Source organism: Pseudoalteromonas sp. T1lg23B (assembly GCF_002964665.1).
Taxonomy (GTDB): Bacteria; Pseudomonadota; Gammaproteobacteria; order Enterobacterales; family Alteromonadaceae; genus Pseudoalteromonas.
Genome location: NZ_PQBZ01000034.1, coordinates 755,468 through 772,882 on the forward strand (window position 1 = coordinate 755,468; position 17,415 = coordinate 772,882).

Sequence of the window (17,415 nt, forward strand, 5' to 3'; positions counted from 1 at the left end):
ACAATCTTTTAGCTGATTAATGATTAATTACACAATTGCTGTTGCTATTTTAAGCAAAAAGTACAAAGCCAAATTTAAGCAGCGCAATATAAAGGAATCAATACAAAAATGCCAACCCGAAGGTTGGCATTTTTATTTTTTATTATCCAGCGTCTTTGACTGTTATGCTGGCCGTTGTCGCCACTCCAGCCGGTGTGGTAAAGACAAATGACACCGTACCATCCTCTCTTTGATTGGCCTCAATCTCATTGGAAATGGTGAATGCTATCATTGCTGCTGATTTCATTGACTGATTAGGAACTACAAAACTGGTTCCACCTGTGTAAACCCCATTATCTGCACTCACTTGAATTTCTGTTCCCTGTGGTAATGGGTTATTATGAATGTCGCTGTAATATAGCGATATTTGCACACTGCCAATATTATTTACAGTGGCAAAATTGACCTGCGCGATATCACAAAATGCATCTAACTCTGATGGCTCAAGCTGAAGTGCTATCGTACCTTCTATTTCTAGATCACTACAGTCTTGAGGTATTGTATGGCCGTTGGCTAGGCTCGCATCTTTGCTTACTACAAAACGATAAAATGCCTCACTACCAGACATAATAATTTCAGCGGTATCAAACACATCGATGATTGACTTGCTACATGCGCCCGCTTGTTGCTGCGCTGCTGTACAGCTTAGTCCATTGTATTTTCTATCTTTATCGGTAAACGTACCATCGCCGTTACTATCCCATAGCTTTTCAAAGTGTCCCGCATTGGTATTTAATGGAGAGCAAGGGTTTGAGTCACTGTTTGGTAAACAATTAGTACCGTCAAAGCTGCCATTTTCATTGTCGTCACGAAATGCCTCTGGTACATCGTACACTAGGCTAAATTCATTCTCATCAAACAAGCCGTTACCGTTTACATCGTTGAAGTTTTCTTCTCCATCGGTGATAGCAATCAAGGTTGCACGACCTGCCAATGGCACCCCATCCTCGTGTACTGATGCATCTAGAATTCCATATGTACAAGGCGCAGAGTGACCAAAATATAAATCACAATTACGAGTGCTCTCTAACTCTGTAGTGCTGAGCTGGTTATTACCAACATTCAAAATTTGTTGGTGGCTCGGCGCTGAATTTCCCTGTCCTACTAAATAAGATTTTTTGGCTTTATATAATAATTTGGGATTATATGAATATAGCCTGTTGCCCCAATAATTCTGAGAGCATCCAACTTGATTTGGTTGTGAACAATCAATTGGGCTGCGAGGGTCACTTGCTGGTTTGTTCGTATAAAATGGGATCACATTCTGGCTCACCCAAGTTGCGCTACAACGCCCATCAATGGTTTCGCACTCAAGCTCGGCATTAAACTGAGTACCATCAACGGTACCAACAGCGCCACCCTCGGCGCTAATGTACACTTTGGTGCCATCGTGCACGAAGTTACCGTATCTATCTGCAACATTAACCACAATTGGTACTTCTTTATTACTTACATTGAGTGTCTCAGTATTGAGCGTCTCAATCGACAAAGACATAGTTGAGTTTACTGGTAAACCGCTGGTCACGCTCAAGCGGCTTGATACCGACATAATGGCTTCATCTTGTGGTACTAAGGTGATCTCACCGCTGGGACAATCAGCCGGCTTTGCAGAAGAAGTACACTCATCAAAACGTTCTTGCCAACAGGTGACTTCATCATTGCTGTTACTTGGTATAAGCTCACTCGGGATAAAGCATGCCTGTACCACAAAACTTGAGGAGACGTTGCCCGAGCTTACGATCACTTTTGCTTCACCCTGCGAGTCTGTACGGACGCTCTGCGGCACTAATGTTGCGTCACTGTGTTTGGCTCTAAGTCTGAAATCTAACCTTTGATTTGCGGCACCGCCGCTTAAGCTGTTAATGAGCTTAAAGGTTAATTCAGATGATTCTTTGCGTTGTGTTCCACCTGTTCCACGAAGCGCTAACAGGCTCTCTGAAGCGTCCACAAATTCTATCGCTTGAGGCTTGGCTGGTGAAACGGGAATGACTACTTGTTCAGTCTCTGAGTTGCCACCTTTTGAAATGGTCACGGAAACCGTATCACCCGTTGCGATATCGCAGCCTAAGTTTTTGTAAGTTGAGTAGGCAATGCCCCCTACGCTGGTGGCGTTACTATCGACTTGTGCTTTATCACTCTCAGCACACCCTGACGAGAATGCCACATCTAAAGGCGTCGTCACAAAATCGCCATTTTGATCCCTAATCTCAACCGTGATCAACGTGGTTTCACCAGCCCCTAACGCAATAGTATTACCCTCTGAGTCTTGGCGCAGGCCATTATCTATATTGAGAGACAGATCCTCTGCGCCACTGGTAAAGGCAAATTCAGTTTCCACTTCATTGAAGCTTGCTGTGAGCTGCCCTGCACCACCTTGTAGTGGCGGACGGTACTTGAACAACGCAAAGCCAAAGTTATCGGTGACACTCTTCTGGCCAGACAAAATCGTACCAATATCAGCTTCTAACTCAACAAGCACGCCTGATATTCCAAGCCCTGATTTGGTGCTAGCTGCACCCACTAGTACGTCAACCTCTTGAATAGCATCGATTCTGTTGGTGGCATTACACACTGTAGCAAGATCGCTGAGTGCAATTGTGTCTCGTTCACCTTCCCATCCAGCGGGACAGTCTGCCAGCACTTTTATCAACAGCTTGGTACCATCTTCTTGCGCGTCGGCTTCGTCACCCGATGAATAAAATACCGTGTTTTCTGTGTGAGTTTCACCCTCAGAGTCAACATATGTGGCCGTCACTTGACCCCAACCTCGATTCTCCCCACTGGCGATGGAAATGGTAGCAATGCCCGAGGAATTGGTCGCACCGGTGCCCGACTCGGGGCTCAACCTGCCCGCATGCAATAAACTGAATACAACAAGCTTACCCGTCACAGGCACATCACCTTGAGTGATCGTTGCAGTCACAACACCTAAATTGTCCTGCGATACGGGGTTGTTTTCATCAAGAAGATCTCCGTCGCTGTCTAGCGCTTGGATAGTCAGCACGATGTCACCACTTTGATCGGTCGTGCCATCAGTACCATCTGTACTTTTCTCAATTGAACCACCGCCACCACAAGCGGTCAGTAGCAAACTCAGCATCATGATGCTTAACCAGCGCATTAAAGGCATTAACCTCTCTCCCTAGCACAATTTTGAAGTTAAATTTTTTCTCATACTACCTTAGAAAGCGCTCAAAAATCACAGTTTTTTCGTATTTTCTCACCGATTTTTTTTGGTCAAATGCGGGCGGCCTGTTAGGCTATGCAGATCTATTGTTGTAAATCTCAATTATGAACATGCAAAAAAATAACAAAATGAGTTTAACCACACGGATTATGCTGGGTATGTTGGCCGGTATTATTCTGGGCTTATCACTCCAAGCACTGTTTTCTGGCCAAACTGAATATTTGATTCCACTTGGTCTGTTCGATTTCCCTGTCAAAAGCTTTTTAGTTGATGGACTTTTTCACGTCGGTGGGCAAATTTTTATTGCCAGCTTAAAAATGTTAGTAGTTCCATTGGTTTTTATCTCCCTTGTATGTGGAACCTGTAGTCTAAGTGATCCCAAGAAATTAGGCCGCTTGGGAGGCAAATCAATTGTCTTATATTTGATGACAACTGCCATCGCCATTACCGTTGCTATTTCCTTAGCGCTTATTTTTGCGCCTGGCGTTGGCCAAGAATTACCGACGAATGCCACCTATGAAGTGCAAGAAGCACCCACTTTGGCTCAGGTGATTATCAATATGTTCCCTACCAACCCCATTAGTGCGATGGCCGATGGCAATATGTTACAAGTTATCGTGTTTGCATTGCTATTTGGTATTGCCATGGCACTAAGTGGCGAACCGGGTAAGCGTGTCGCCAAAGTATTTGATGACCTAAACACGGTAGTGCTTAAACTAGTCACCATTTTAATGAACTTAGCGCCTTACGGGGTGTTTTGTTTAATGGCAAAACTGTTCACCACCATTGAAATTGACTTAATCTGGGGTTTGGCTAAATACTTCTTCATTGTGCTTTTCGCACTGTTTATTCACGGCCTTATCAATTACTCCATCATCTTAAAGGCGTTGACGGGCCTGAGCCCAATTACCTTCCTTAAGAAAATGAAAGACGCATGCATGTTTGCGTTCAGTACATCAAGCTCCAGTGCCACGATGCCAGTGACACTAGAGACTGCGACTAAAAAGCTTGGCGCACACAATTCAGTGGCCTCCTTCACAGTGCCGCTTGGCGCAACCATCAATATGGATGGCACGGCCATTACGCAAGGTGTAGCAACGGTATTTATTGCACAAGTCTATGCGATTGATTTAAGCATTGCTGATTATCTGATGGTAATTTTAACAGCCACATTAGCGTCGGTCGGTACAGCTGGCGTACCTGGAGTAGGCCTCATCATGCTAGCTATGGTGCTAAATCAAGTTGGTTTACCTGTTGAGGGGATTGCAATCATTATAGGTGTAGACAGACTGTTAGATATGACGCGTACAGCGGTCAACGTAACTGGTGACTGTATGGTTACTTGTATTGTTGCCAAGTCAGAAAACGAGTTTGACCTAGCAACCTTTAACGACCCAGATGCAGCTAAAGAGCTTGAAGAAAAAACATCTCTTTAATGGCTCCTACATAAAAAAGCCCGCATTAAGCGGGCTTTTTTATTAGTAGATACGCTATCGCTGATTAGCAATTTTGCTCGTATATCTTAAGGGCTTGTTCTAAATCCTCAATTAAGTCCTCAACGTCTTCAAGACCAATGTGCAAGCGTATTATCGGCCCTTGTGACCAACCAGTGGTACTGCGCAGCCCTGCAACTGATTTATTGGCAGTCACCAAACTCTCATAGCCACCCCACGAGAATCCCATTTTAAAGTGCTCTAATGCATCTAGAAACGCATTAATCGCTTTTTGAGTACCAGTACGCATCACAACTGAAAATAAGCCATTACTGCCGTTAAAGTCGCGTTTGAAGAACTCATGCCCTGGGCATGTGGGCATGGCTGGATGCCTAACATGGTCCACCAATGGGTGTTCACTCAACCATTGTGCCACTGCCAATGCTGATTTTTCATGTTGCGCCAAGCGAACAGGCATAGTGCGTAAGCCTCGCAAAGCAAGATAAGCATCATCAGCAGAAGTACATTGCCCTAACAGATAAGAGTTTTCTCTAAGAGTTGGCCAGTGCTTTTCATTTGCCACAGCCACGCCCATCATCACATCTGAATGCCCGACTATGTATTTTGTTGCCGCCTGAATACTAATGTCTACGCCATGATCCAATGGCTTGTAATGCCAACCATTGCCATAGGTATTGTCCAACATAGTGATCACACCATGCTGATTTGCCACTTTAACTAGGCTTGGCACATCCTGTACTTCCATGGTGATGGAACCTGGCGACTCTAAAAATAGCACTTTGGTGTTTTTCTGGATCAGAGCGTCAATGCCAGCGCCAATCATTGGGTCGTAATAAGTGGTGCTGATCCCAAGGCCCGCGAGAATTTTATCGCAGAAGTCCCGAGTCGGTTCGTAAGCGGTATCCACCATCAACAGATGATCGCCCGCTTTTAAGAAAGATAACAACGCTTGACTTATTGCCGCCGCACCACAGGGATACAAAGCGCAGCCTGCACCGTTTTCAAGCTCCATGATAGCGTCTTGCAAGGCATAGTGCGTATGGGTACCACGACGACCATAAAACAACGTACGATTTCCCCGCTCTTTGATGGCTTCATGTAAATCTGCAACACTGTCAAACACCACGGTTGAAGCGCGCTGAACAACAGGATTCACGACACCCTGTGTGTATTGAGATTTACGGCCAGCACCGACCAGCTTTGTGTTTTTTTTCATTTTTACACCTTTATATGTGCGCGCCAATATTCAACTAAATAACGAGAGATGGAATCTGGACGAGTTAGCTTATAACCCGAGTCTGTATCACCCCACTGCCCAAATGCACTTAATTGTTCACGAGAGAACCACTGCGCGTCTTCTAAGTCATCTTGATCAATTTTGATGTCTGTGGAGGTCGCTTTGCCGATAAAGCCCAGCATCAACGATGAGGGAAATGGCCAAGGCTGTGAAGCGATATATTCAACGTCTTCCACATCAATGTTGGCTTCTTCTTTGACTTCTCTTATGACCGCTTGCTCAAGAGTTTCCCCTGGGTCAACAAAACCCGCTAACGTTGAGTACACTCCCTGTGGCCAACTCGCTTGACGGCCCATTAGGCATCGTTCTACACCATCTTCAAAAGTGTGCGTGATGAGCATAATCACTGCCGGATCCGTACGTGGGAATGTCATATGTTTACATTGGCTATTTTGACAAACTCGGGCGTGCCCAGCTTCTATGCTCTCATTGGTGTAGCCACAGCGCCCACAAAAACGGTGAGTTTTATGCCAGTAGCACAATCCTCTAGCCAATACACCAACCGAGGCCATGTTATAATCTAGTTGCAGGCCAATATTTCGCATATCAACAAACTCAAGTTCATTAGTGGCCAACAGCTTTGCAGAATGTTCAGACCCAGACACATCCAAAGCAAAATAACTGTGCTGCTCATCTACACCGAGTAAAACGGCATTTCTTCTGTCGAAATGACTCACCTGCGAGAGACTGAGCAATTGCAATTCGCAACAGGCCACATTGACTAGGTTTCTATCTTTATCAATAAGTAGCCAACGGCTGTTTGAATTTATTTGTTGTTCTATCCACTGCTGATCTTTGCGTTCATTGGTGGCACGATTAAGGTGCATATACGAGTAATGTAACAAAGCCTGATCCTTGTTGAAAATGTTTGCATAAAGCTACCACATACACATCAAAAGCTAAACTCCTACCACCGCACAGAACGCGCTTAGCGCTTGAAAAAAGACCAAAAAAAAGCCCTTTCGGGCTTAAAACTATAGTGTAACTCCACACTACAAAGAGGCAAGGTAATCTTGAAGCTTTTGATTTTCAGCTTCGATATGTTGATAAAATTCAATATCTTTAAGCTTAGACGCCGCCTTTTAGGTCAATCACTATCACCGCATCTTTATGTAGCTGCAATGCCGAGGCAGGACAAGCAGCGGTTAGTGGCCCCTCTACCATGGCATGCACGGCGTCAGCCTTATTTTCACCCGTCGCAAGTAATACGACTTTTTTTGCGTCTAAAATTGTGCCAATGCCCATAGTGATGGACAAGTGCGGCTGGTATTCCCCTTCTTCAAAGAACCGCGCATTGTCTTCGATGGTTTCTCTGGTCAAAGTTTTTACCCGGGTTCGAGAAGTTAAACCAGATGAAGGCTCGTTGAAACCAATATGTCCATTACGACCAATACCCAACAGTTGTAAGTCAACCCCTCCAGCTGCAGCCATACGAGCTTCATAATCTTGACATGCTGTGATCGGGTTTTTCGCATCACCTGGTGGAACATGCGTGTTGTCTTTATCGATATCGATATGATTAAACAGTTGTTCGTTCATGAAAAAGCGATAGCTTTGTGGATGAGCGCCATCTAGCCCTAGGTATTCGTCTAGATTAAATGTGGTTGCGTCTTTGAAACTGATCAACCCCTCGCGATTGCGGCGAATAAGCTCTTGATATAGAGCCACTGGTGTTGAGCCAGTTGCCAAGCCCAGAACCGATTCAGCTTTGCGTTGTAACTGAGTTGAGAAAATATCTGCGCCATAGGCTGCCACTTCTGCGGCATCATTCAAAATAACAATTTGCATAGTATAGGCTCGGTGTTGAGTACAAAGAAAAATGGGATCTGAACCCTGCTTCGCGTGCAATCAAAGCAAGGCCAGATCAAACCTAATTGGGATACACTGTAATTAGGCATTACCATTATGACAACGCTGTCATTATTATCAGAATAAAAAGCTTTGTAAAGTAAAAGTGAAGAAAAATTCTCTATTTTTAGGTCAAAAACACGCAAGCCCGCATTTTATGCGGGCTTGCTGGCATTGAAATTAATTAATTTTAAGCTTAAACACTGACAAAAATCTTGCGTTTATACATCCAGTGTAATACCAACAACTGCACTAATAGCAGCGTGATAACAGACAGTAATGGCTGCCATGGCGGCGCTGATGCTACCACCACCCCGCCAAACACGCTTTGACTAATATAGCCCCAGTTAACCAATGAAGACGCGAGATAAATGATGATGGAGTTTGCGCCAATAATGATGAATGGGTACGCAAAGCGTTGTCCATTTAATACATCGACTAAAGCATAGAAAACAGCAAACAACATGGCACTCCAGCCTATCGTTACCAATACAAATGAACTGGTCCACAATTCCTTGTTTACGGGGAACTGCCAATTCCATAGCCAACCCAGCAATACACTTAACAACCCTGCTGCAAAAAGTACTGCCACACTGCGCCATTGCCCAAAAGATTCTGCTTGAGCAATAAAGCGACCGACAAATACACCAGCAAGCGCATTAACAATAGCTGGCAAACTGGAAAGTATCCCCTCTGGGTCAACAACACGATTTTGGTAACTAATTCCCGGCAAAAAATATTTGTCAAACCATGCGTTCCAACTGCCCGCACCCATTGCACTCAAGTCGCCAGATACTCCGCCCGGCACCGGAATAAAACATAACAGTAGCCAATAAAACAACAAGATACCCACAGCAACTATCCCTTGAACGCGCGCGCTGGTATGCCACACTAAGAGCGCGCAAAAAAACCAAGCGATTGCAATACGCCCCAGTACACTCGAATAGCGTATTTCGTCCAGAGCCAGAGGTATGCCAGTTCCCCAACCATGATTGTACAAAACACCTAAAAAGCACAATAACAGTAGCCTTTTCAGCGCTTTTTGATAGTAAGGTTTGCGCTGTGAGAAAGGTAGCGCATCAATACGTTTTGGCGAGAGTCCCATCGCCACGCCAGAGAGGAATATAAATAAAGGGAATATCAGATCATAAAACGTAAAACCATGCCAAGGGCTATGTACTGTATGTGCCTCGAAGAGCTTCCACCCTTGCCAACCCGTTAGCACAAAGAGCGCAGCAAAAATTGACTGCCCACCTAAAATCCAAAACATATCCATCCCTCGCAATGCATCCAATGATGCGAGGCGTTTTTTCTTTGTTGTTGTATTCATTTGGGCCCTCTTAAAAGGAAAAAGCCCCGTTAAACAGCAACGGGGTTTTCGTTCAGGGAAATCTATAATTGATGTCCAGTGATGTAGGTAGATTGTGTGAACAGTTGCTCGTCTAGTACCACAAAGTCAGCATCCGCTCCTTCAAGTAAATGCCCTTTGCTTTTAAGCCCTAAATATTGCGCTGGGTATAGTGACGCCATCCGTAAGCTCTCACCGAGCGACACGTCTAATTCATTCACGGTATTGCGCACAGCACTGCTCATGTCTAACACACTACCAGCGAGTTCACCTGTGGTAGAGTTCAACCTAGTACCAGTTCGTATCACTTTACGACCATCGAAAAAGTCAAATTCCGTATCATCTGTGCCAACGGGTGGCATTGCATCTGTGACTAACATTATTTTGCCACGCTGCTTGGTACGAATTGCCAGCTTTGCCGAAGTACTATGCACATGATGGCCATCAACAATCAGTCCACACCAGCTATTGTCATCCCACAGAGCGGCACCCACAACCCCAGGCTCCCGAGACGTAAACGCAGACATAGCATTGAATAAATGTGTAAAACCGTCAGCACCCACTCGCAGTGCGGCCATTGTCGTATCAAAGTCAGCATTTGAATGGCCAATGCTGACCTTAACACCGAGTGCTACCAAACGCCTGATATCTTCCAATGGCACAGTCTCTGGTGCTAAGGTGACCATTTTTATGCCTAAGTCTTGGCGAGCATAGATAGCAAACTCTTCCTCTGAAATTGGCCTGATAAATTGTTCGCTATGGGTCCCCTTTTTAGGGTGAGATAAATGGGGCCCTTCGAAGTGGATCCCAACAATACCTTTTTGCTTGTTCTCCACAGCTTGGGCTGTCGCATCTGCCGCTTCTTTCATCACTTCAATTTTGTCCGTGATCAACGTTGGCATCAAAGCTGTAGAGCCAAATTGACCGTGCGCTAGTACCATTTTCTCTAAACATTCAGTCGAGCGCTGAGCGTTAAAAAATGCCCCACCGCCGCCATTAACCTGAACATCAATGAATCCTGGCACCACTAGCCCTGATAGCGTTACAATTGCGTCATTATGAGCGTCAACATCAAAGCTTATTTTCCCGCTTTTTACTGTAAAACAAACATTTTCTTTAAAATCAAAACCATCAAATAGCTTATTTGCTCGATATACATGTGTCGTCATTAATTAACCTTTTCCAAATTCTGCTCTACATTCTGAATCGCAAAATAAATCGCGCCCATCTCTGGTGGCTGCTTAGGAAGCTCAACGATCGTGGCTACATCAGGGTCTAACCATTTATTTAGTGGCTCTGCCAACCCGCCAATCATGGATAAACGAGGCGGTTTATTTTCCAATAAGCGCTTAGCAAGACGACTAATATAGTCCGCACCTTGTGTAACAATGGATAGCGCAACTTCATCTTCTTGCTCTGCGGCACTAAATACGAAACGAGCCAATTTGGCGTATCCGGCTGACGGTTGCCCAGCCATTTGTTCGGCAATCCCCATTGCTGTGAGTGTATTAAAGTGAGACTTGAGCATATCACTCATTGTGGTCGTTTTACCTAGTCCATCCAGATCCAGTAAAACCGCTTTAATGGCTTCTAAACCCATCCAAGCACCACTGCCAATATCTCCTTGCGCAAAGCCATGACCGCCATAATTAACAGAACGCCCACGAACGATAGAAAATCCACATGAGCCCGTTCCTGTGATAATCACAGCACCATCTTGTCCTTCATGCGCGCCAATACATGCCGTGTGTAAGTCGGTCGTTAAAAACATCTGTTGGAAAGGATGATCCCACTGCATAATTTTGTCATATAAAGCAGGTAAATTAACGCCAGCGAGGCCCATTCCAGCGTTGAGTTCATGAACTTGCTCTACTCGTAAGCCTGCATCTTGTAAGGCTAGCTGTGTAGAAACCATGATTGACTCTAACGTACGTTCAAGACCATGAAGTGGATTTGCCGGACCTCCTAGCCCAGTGCCTAGCACACCGTGTTGCTTTGAGTAGATAGTAGCGCGGCATTTGGTTCCTCCGCCGTCTATACCTATATATAACTGGTCTTGTTGCACCTGTTTAGCCATCATGTAGCGACCTCTATCGATTGGAGTTGGCTCAATTTTATAATTATTGCTGAGCATTGAGTCGTGTTGAATTAATGTTACACACAAAATGACAGCGTTGTCATTATTTTTTTGCCGAATTTGTTCGACAATGAAAAATTCTAATATTGCACAGAATCATCAGGTTGTCAGCGTAAATTTGATAAGTATATTGATTTTATAGGAATAAAGTTCGCGAGTGAGACTTGTTAACTTGTTGAATTTCATAAAAAAGAGCGGCTTAGCCGCTCTCTTTTATTTAACGCCGAGTTCAGCTAGCCTTTCCTGAAGGTAGCTATCCGCTGTATATCTTTCAGATAACACAACATCCGGACGAGGATGTAAAAACAGTGGTAAAGAGATACGAGACTTGGTTGAGGCTTTCCCTGTTGGGTTAATTACTCTGTGAATCGTAGACGGGAAATAGCCACCAGACGCCTCTTGCAACATATCACCGATATTAATGATTAAAGAACCAAAATCACAAGGCACATCAAGCCAACCACCCTCTTTGGTTTGCACCTGTAAACCTGGCTCATTTGCTGCCGGTAATACCGTTAATAAGTTAATATCGCCATGCGCAGCTGCACGAATTGCACCAGGCTCTTCATCACCTGTCATTGGTGGGTAATGTAAAATACGCAGCAAAGTTTGTTCAGAATTTGCAATCATATCTTTAAGATCAATTGAAAACTTCGCGCGCACATCCTCTGGTGCTTGCTCTTGCACCCAGCTCAATAACTCTGCAGCAAATTCATTCGCTAATCGGTAATATTCTCTAACCTCTGCTTCTAATTGCGCAGGTACACGGCCTTTAGGGTACACATGAAAGTACTCTTTGATATCTTTTACCGTAAAGCCTTTTGCAACCTCAGATACATCCGGCGGAAAATAGCCATCTTGAGTTTGTTTATCGTACAAAAACTCATGCTTTTGTTCTGAGTTAAAAAACTCTTGCCAGTTTTTGTAGATAGACTCAACTAATTGCTGAGGGATTGGATGGTTTTTCAACACACCAAAGCCTGTATTGCGTAAAGACTCGACAAATTGTGCTGCGGCATCTGGCGCACGATAATCGACCGTAGGTAATTGTTGCATAATGATTCCACTTGATTATTGCATGAGTTCACTGGTAATAAGGCAATCGGTATCTAAACCCGCCTATCTTAGTGTTAGCCCTCTGTAGATAACTGGCGAGCATAGATAAATAAGCATCCACAGATAAGGACTTTTGTCCTCATCCTTTGCGTGTTGTCGCCTATTTTGAGCCAGATCAAATTTCTCTAGGGCGTCAGCACCCAAACTGCCTACTCTAAGTGCGCATTAACTATAGCAGTCAATGCGAACTATAGATGACAGTAGGCGCTGAAAACTAAATGGCAACTTATTTACACTGCGGTTTTCGCCCAGATTGCCAGGCCTGTTGCTTAAGCTCACGTGCTTTATTCATACCTTTTTGTAGGTTTGCGATCCGACTTTGTGGCGCTGGGTGTGTTGACATAAACTCTGGAGGACGCTCGCTAGATGCCGCCTCCATATTTTGCCACAAAGCCACCGACCCTTCTGGGTCAAAGCCAGCTTTGGCCATCAGATCCAATCCGATGACGTCCGCTTCACTTTCGTGTGAGCGGCTAAAAGGTAATGCCACGCCAAATTGTGCCCCTAGACCCAACCCTTGCATAATCGCATCACGATATTGAACATCGCCCATCTGCAATGCAACATTGCTCGCCTGCAAGCCAAACTGGAGTAAACTGTTTTGCGATACCCGCTCGTTTGCGTGTTGCGCTATTACGTGACCCACTTCATGTCCCATTACCGCAGCAAGTTGATGCTGGTTTTTTGCAACGTCCAATAACCCTGTATGTACGCCTATTTTTCCACCTGGCAGAGCAAAGGCGTTGGCACTGGGTTCTTTGAATACCACCACTTCCCACTGCTGATTGGCATATTCTGAAGGCAATTGCTCAATGAGATGATCGGCAATACATTTCACATAAGCGTTAGTTGCCTTGTTTGCTTCAATTGGTTGCTGCTCTTTCATTTGTGCAAAGCTGGCAACGCCCATCTCATTCATTTTTTGATCTGAATATAGCGTGATCTGTGTGCGCCCAGTTGGAGAGGTTTTACACCCTGTAATGGCTAACGTAATAGCCAAGGCAGTAAGTAGTTTCTTCATGCAGTTAATTCCCGTAACATTAAGTTTGCTGCTAGTTTAAAACATCTGACTTGCTACTCAAGTGCCCTGAGGGCGAAAGTAAAGTCTTAACTCAAATTATTGCACCCTGACTCATAATTTATCCTGAACGCGTCTAAATTTGTTAGAATTGGCACAAATCAATCATTTTGGACTCTTGTGCAGCACGCTCATCCTCTCGGTCGGTTATTTTTACCACTATTAGCCAGTATAGTGGCCCTAACACCGCTTGCAATAGACCTATACCTTCCAGCAATGGTTGCTATCGCCGAGCAACTCAACACTTCTTTGGAAAAAGTTCAGGTATCTTTAAGTAGCTACTTGGCGGGCTATGCGCTAGGTATGTTAGTTTTTGGTCCTTTAGCTGACAGATTTTCGCGTACCCTCTTAGCCCGTTTTGGGCTGTTTGGATTTGCTATCAGTTCAGCCCTACTGGCAATGAGTACCAACATCGAGACATTCAATCTGCTAAGGGTTGCACAAGCTTTTACTGGCGCAGCAGCCAGCGTGGTCGTCCCTGGAATTATTCGACACTTCTATCAACAAGATACTGCTAAAGGCATGTCTTATGTTTCTATGATTATGATGCTGGCTCCGTTGTTAGCCCCAAGTATCGGCGCTGCGCTTATGCTAGTATGGCATTGGAGTGCAATATTTTGGTGTTTAACCTTATATGCCATCGTGGTGTTTGTTTTTATTACATTCGCCAACATTGATGTACCAAGGTTTAGCGATGATAAAGTTTCCGCTCACTTCTTCTTTAAAAACTATCAACAGGTATTGTCTAACAAGCTATGTCGTATGGATTTACTCACCTCCATGGCAGCATCCTTTGCATTTTTCTGCTTCCTAACATCCGTTCCTTTTGTTTACCTTGACTACTTCAATGTCTCAGAACAACTGTTTGGGGTGCTATTTGCACTCAATGTAATGGCATTAATGTTTGGCAATTTCCTCAATACACGGCTGGTGCCAAAACTAGGCTCCAGACGTTTACTTTATATTGGGCTTATCATTGGCATGATAGCAGGCACAACCTTGGTATTCGAAAGCACCTTACAAGTCAACGTATGGATCTTTGCCAGCACCATTGCACCACTCATGATGAGCTTGGGAATTATCGCCAGTAATGCCGATGCTTTAATCTTAATCGCTTTTGAAAAACATACCGGTACCGCCACTGCGGTGATTGGTACTTTACGTTTTGGCAGTGGCGCCTTTGTGGGCCCGATCTTAGCCTTTATTAAACCCAGTACCGCATTACCTTTTGCCTGTTTAATGTTAAGCGCGGTGGTATTGTGTTGTAGCTATCAACTTTTACAAAAGTCGGGCATAAAAAAAGCCGAGTAACTCGGCTTTTTTTATGTTTCCAAGGAAAACTTATTCGGCTTCTTTAGAAACCATAACCATTGCAGGACGTAGTAAACGACCGTTTAGGGTATAACCTTTTTGCATTACCGCAAGCACAGTATTTGGTGATACATCGTTGCTTGGCTGAATAGACATAGCTTGGTGCAACTCTGGGTTAAATGCTTCACCTTGTGGGTTTACAGTTTCAACACCAAACTTCGCTACTGCGTCAGAGAAGCTTTTCAGGGTCATATCGATACCTTCGAGCACAGGCTTTAAGGTCTCGTTTTCTCTATCAGAGAACTCAATAGCGCGCTCTAAGTTATCAATCACAGGTAAGAGCTCGTTCGCGAACTTTTCGAGTGCAAACTTATGCGCTTTTTCAACATCCTGAGCCGCTCTGCGGCGCATATTCTCAACATCAGCAGCGGCACGTACCACACTGTCTTGTTGATCTGCGATAGTCTGCTTCGCAGCTTCTAGCTCAGCATACAAACCCGCAATTTCTTCTTCTGGACTTAGCTCAACTTGTGCTTCGTCTTGTACTTTTGTTTCTTCTTGCGCTTGAGCTGTTTGCTCAGCTGCTTCTTGTTCATGTTCAGGGGCATTGGTTTGCTCAGACATGTAAGATTTCTCCAATTCTTTACAACTGTGGCTAATTATGGGGATTGAATTTTGAGATTCAAGCCCCTAATGGCGTGATTTGGGAAAATTGTGTAATGATTGCCTCTATCGGTGCATTAGATGGGCAAATTACACAAAATCTACTCTGATATTCGCCTTTGTTAAAATAGGGAACACTCAAAACAATCGACCGTTTAACATTAAGGGTGCTCAACTCCTCCCCCAACACCACCGACAAACCGTTTTTAAACGCAAGTTTATCCTCAACCTGATGTAAAAACGACACACCAATATTGAGCTCAGTTTCTATATCTAGGCCTTGATATAAATACCTCTCTCCCACAACAATACTGTTATCAGTGCCCAGTTGGTGATGAAGTTCCCTTGTCCATTGGGCCAATTGTTCACGACAATTTTCAGGAGCACTGTGCGCCATAGCACGCATGCGATGTAATCCCTCTATTAAGGTCTGCTGACTAAATACCGTGTTCATCCATGCTGCAAACAGATATCTATGCTGGTCGCTATCGTCACTGGGTTTATTGATACAAATGTTTTGTGATTGACCTGCTCGGTCAATGAGCAACACCAGCCAAGTGCTACTATCGAAAGCTAACACTTCAACTCGAAATACTAACTGTGAACTTGCTTGTGGCAAACCAACACAACAACAAACATTGAATTTTTGACTCAAGCTGTGTGCAAATTCTACCAATTGATTTTGTTCTGGCTGCCAGTAATTTGCTATTTGTGGGAGTGCGAAATACTCATCCAGCCAATATTTCAAGCCAGAATCTGTGGGCACTCTCCCTGCCGATGTATGAGGTGAATATAATAAACCCTCTTTCTCTAATCTGGCCATTGCATTGCGAACGGTGGCAGAACAAACTGCCATGCCTTTTTGCTTCGCTATTTTACTTGAAGCAACAGGATGCCCTTCGCCGTTGCAGTATAGGCTCATCACGGCAGAAAAGATTTGTTGGTCGCGTGCTGTTAATTTCATATTATTTATGTAGTGACATCATTTGCCAGTTTCAAGTCATAACTTTTTAAGTTAGTCTTGCGCTATTATTATCAAGGACATTCAACATGACGACTCCCTTCAAAACCATTGGTTTAATTGGTAAGCCGAGTCATGAAGGCGCGGCGTTGACCTTACAACGCTTATACACCTTTTTGCAAGCACTTGGTTACACCGTGTTGGTTGAAGCGCGCGTAGGAGCGCAAATATCTAACATAGATAACAATTCGCTCACAGAACTCGTTGAGTTAGGTAACCAATGTGACTTAGCCATTGTCGTTGGCGGTGATGGAAACATGCTCGGTGCAGCTCGCGTGTTGGCGCGCTTTGATGTGGCCGTTATCGGCGTTAACAGAGGCAACCTTGGCTTTTTAACGGATTTAAATCCAGATGGATTCGAGGCAAGTCTTGAAGAAGTATTGCGTGGCGAGTTTATTTCCGAGTCACGGTTTTTGTTAGAAGTTGAAGTGTATCGTCACGCCGAACTGAAAAGCGCTAATCTTGCGGTAAATGAAGCTGTTTTGCACGCGGATAAAGTAGCGCACATGATAGAGTTTGAAGCCTTTATAAATGGCGAATTTGTGTTCTCACAACGCTCTGACGGCCTCATCGTTTCTACTCCTACCGGATCAACCGCCTACTCTTTATCCGGTGGCGGGCCTATTCTAACGCCTCAGCTCAATGCGATGGCATTGGTGCCCATGTTTCCGCACACACTTTCTAGCCGCCCCTTGGTCGTCGATGCTAACAATGAAATTCGGCTTAAGCTCAGCCTTGAAAATACCGATAGCTTGCAAGTTAGCTGCGATAGCCATGTGGTGCTTGCCGTACTTCCTGGTGACGAAGTGGTGATAAAAAAAGCAGATAAATCACTGCGTTTGATCCACCCAAAATCTTACTCGTACTACAACGTACTTAGGCAAAAATTAAATTGGGGTAGCAGGCTTTACTAATA

13 protein-coding genes and 1 pseudogene are annotated in these 17,415 nt (G+C 44.4%); 3 read left to right on the forward strand and 11 right to left on the reverse strand.

Annotated features, from left to right (window positions below):
• Window positions 1–142: 142 nt before the first annotated feature.
• Window positions 143–3,169, reverse strand: a complete 3,027-nt coding sequence (locus C2M32_RS11865; protein ID WP_105168611.1) for a hypothetical protein — start codon at window positions 3,167–3,169, stop codon at window positions 143–145.
• A 167-nt stretch (window positions 3,170–3,336) separates the two neighbouring features.
• Here C2M32_RS11865 and C2M32_RS11870 point away from each other — a divergent pair, with 167 nt between their 5' ends.
• Window positions 3,337–4,662 (forward strand): dicarboxylate/amino acid:cation symporter, encoded by a 1,326-nt coding sequence (locus C2M32_RS11870; protein WP_105169288.1) that lies wholly within the window; start codon window positions 3,337–3,339, stop codon window positions 4,660–4,662.
• A 64-nt stretch (window positions 4,663–4,726) separates the two neighbouring features.
• Here the strand turns inward: C2M32_RS11870 and C2M32_RS11875 are convergent, their stop codons facing one another.
• The 8 genes and pseudogenes from C2M32_RS11875 to C2M32_RS11910 all read right to left on the reverse strand — a co-directional run bounded on the left by C2M32_RS11875 (window position 4,727) and on the right by C2M32_RS11910 (window position 13,447).
• Window positions 4,727–5,896: a cystathionine beta-lyase gene (locus C2M32_RS11875; protein ID WP_105168612.1), complete on the reverse strand. Its 1,170-nt coding sequence runs from the start codon at window positions 5,894–5,896 to the stop codon at window positions 4,727–4,729.
• A gap of 2 nt (window positions 5,897–5,898) precedes the next feature.
• A complete protein-coding gene (gene nudC / locus C2M32_RS11880; RefSeq protein WP_105168613.1) occupies window positions 5,899–6,804 on the reverse strand; it encodes an NAD(+) diphosphatase in 906 nt (301 codons plus the stop codon).
• Between the two features lie 165 nt (window positions 6,805–6,969).
• A pseudogene (gene nagB / locus C2M32_RS11885) lies at window positions 6,970–7,765 on the reverse strand (glucosamine-6-phosphate deaminase).
• Window positions 7,766–8,021: 256 nt separating this feature from the next.
• The gene (nagX, locus tag C2M32_RS11890; RefSeq protein WP_105168614.1) at window positions 8,022–9,155 is read right to left on the reverse strand and encodes a transmembrane glucosamine N-acetyltransferase NagX; all 1,134 of its coding nucleotides are present in this window, start codon (window positions 9,153–9,155) and stop codon (window positions 8,022–8,024) included.
• 62 nt (window positions 9,156–9,217) lie between these two features.
• Window positions 9,218–10,342, reverse strand: a complete 1,125-nt coding sequence (nagA, locus tag C2M32_RS11895) for an N-acetylglucosamine-6-phosphate deacetylase (protein WP_105168615.1) — start codon at window positions 10,340–10,342, stop codon at window positions 9,218–9,220.
• Complete coding sequence (gene nagK, locus C2M32_RS11900; protein ID WP_105169289.1) at window positions 10,342–11,253, reverse strand: N-acetylglucosamine kinase; 912 nt, start codon at window positions 11,251–11,253, stop codon at window positions 10,342–10,344. The genes nagA and nagK overlap by 1 nt, the downstream gene beginning before the upstream one ends.
• A 270-nt stretch (window positions 11,254–11,523) precedes the next feature.
• Window positions 11,524–12,366, reverse strand: a complete 843-nt coding sequence (locus tag C2M32_RS11905) for an isopenicillin N synthase family dioxygenase (RefSeq protein WP_105168616.1) — start codon at window positions 12,364–12,366, stop codon at window positions 11,524–11,526.
• Window positions 12,367–12,652: 286 nt separating this feature from the next.
• On the reverse strand, window positions 12,653–13,447 hold the full coding sequence (locus C2M32_RS11910; protein ID WP_105168617.1) for a M48 family metallopeptidase: 795 nt from the start codon (window positions 13,445–13,447) through the stop codon (window positions 12,653–12,655).
• A gap of 177 nt (window positions 13,448–13,624) precedes the next feature.
• On the opposite strand from C2M32_RS11910, the gene C2M32_RS11915 reads away from it, so the two are divergent.
• A complete protein-coding gene (locus tag C2M32_RS11915; protein WP_105168618.1) occupies window positions 13,625–14,815 on the forward strand; it encodes a Bcr/CflA family efflux MFS transporter in 1,191 nt (396 codons plus the stop codon).
• 30 nt (window positions 14,816–14,845) lie between these two features.
• Here the strand turns inward: C2M32_RS11915 and grpE are convergent, their stop codons facing one another.
• Together grpE and C2M32_RS11925 are read right to left on the reverse strand one after the other, a co-directional pair.
• Window positions 14,846–15,439 carry a nucleotide exchange factor GrpE gene (gene grpE, locus C2M32_RS11920; protein ID WP_105168619.1) on the reverse strand — a complete coding sequence of 198 codons (594 nt, stop codon included), beginning with the start codon at window positions 15,437–15,439 and terminating at the stop codon, window positions 14,846–14,848.
• Between the two features lie 58 nt (window positions 15,440–15,497).
• Window positions 15,498–16,442, reverse strand: coding sequence for an HrcA family transcriptional regulator (locus C2M32_RS11925; RefSeq protein WP_105168620.1), 945 nt, complete (start codon window positions 16,440–16,442; stop codon window positions 15,498–15,500).
• An 86-nt stretch (window positions 16,443–16,528) separates the two neighbouring features.
• Here C2M32_RS11925 and nadK point away from each other — a divergent pair, with 86 nt between their 5' ends.
• Window positions 16,529–17,413, forward strand: coding sequence for an NAD(+) kinase (gene nadK / locus C2M32_RS11930; RefSeq protein WP_105168621.1), 885 nt, complete (start codon window positions 16,529–16,531; stop codon window positions 17,411–17,413).
• Window positions 17,414–17,415 lie beyond the last annotated feature (2 nt).

Excerpts from the sequence above, each read along its gene's own strand:
- C2M32_RS11865 (WP_105168611.1), bottom strand. The coding sequence starts at position 3,169 with ATGCCTTTAATGCGCTGGTTAAGCATCATGATGCTGAGTTTGCTACTG.
- grpE (WP_105168619.1), bottom strand. The coding sequence starts at position 15,439 with ATGTCTGAGCAAACCAATGCCCCTGAACATGAACAAGAAGCAGCTGAG.
- nagK (WP_105169289.1), bottom strand. The coding sequence starts at position 11,253 with ATGATGGCTAAACAGGTGCAACAAGACCAGTTATATATAGGTATAGAC.
- C2M32_RS11875 (WP_105168612.1), bottom strand. The coding sequence starts at position 5,896 with ATGAAAAAAAACACAAAGCTGGTCGGTGCTGGCCGTAAATCTCAATAC.
- C2M32_RS11910 (WP_105168617.1), bottom strand. The coding sequence starts at position 13,447 with ATGAAGAAACTACTTACTGCCTTGGCTATTACGTTAGCCATTACAGGG.
- C2M32_RS11870 (WP_105169288.1), top strand. The coding sequence starts at position 3,337 with ATGCAAAAAAATAACAAAATGAGTTTAACCACACGGATTATGCTGGGT.
- C2M32_RS11925 (WP_105168620.1), bottom strand. The coding sequence starts at position 16,442 with ATGAAATTAACAGCACGCGACCAACAAATCTTTTCTGCCGTGATGAGC.
- nagX (WP_105168614.1), bottom strand. The coding sequence starts at position 9,155 with ATGAATACAACAACAAAGAAAAAACGCCTCGCATCATTGGATGCATTG.
- nadK (WP_105168621.1), top strand. The coding sequence starts at position 16,529 with ATGACGACTCCCTTCAAAACCATTGGTTTAATTGGTAAGCCGAGTCAT.
- nagA (WP_105168615.1), bottom strand. The coding sequence starts at position 10,342 with ATGACGACACATGTATATCGAGCAAATAAGCTATTTGATGGTTTTGAT.
- nudC (WP_105168613.1), bottom strand. The coding sequence starts at position 6,804 with ATGCACCTTAATCGTGCCACCAATGAACGCAAAGATCAGCAGTGGATA.
- C2M32_RS11905 (WP_105168616.1), bottom strand. The coding sequence starts at position 12,366 with ATGCAACAATTACCTACGGTCGATTATCGTGCGCCAGATGCCGCAGCA.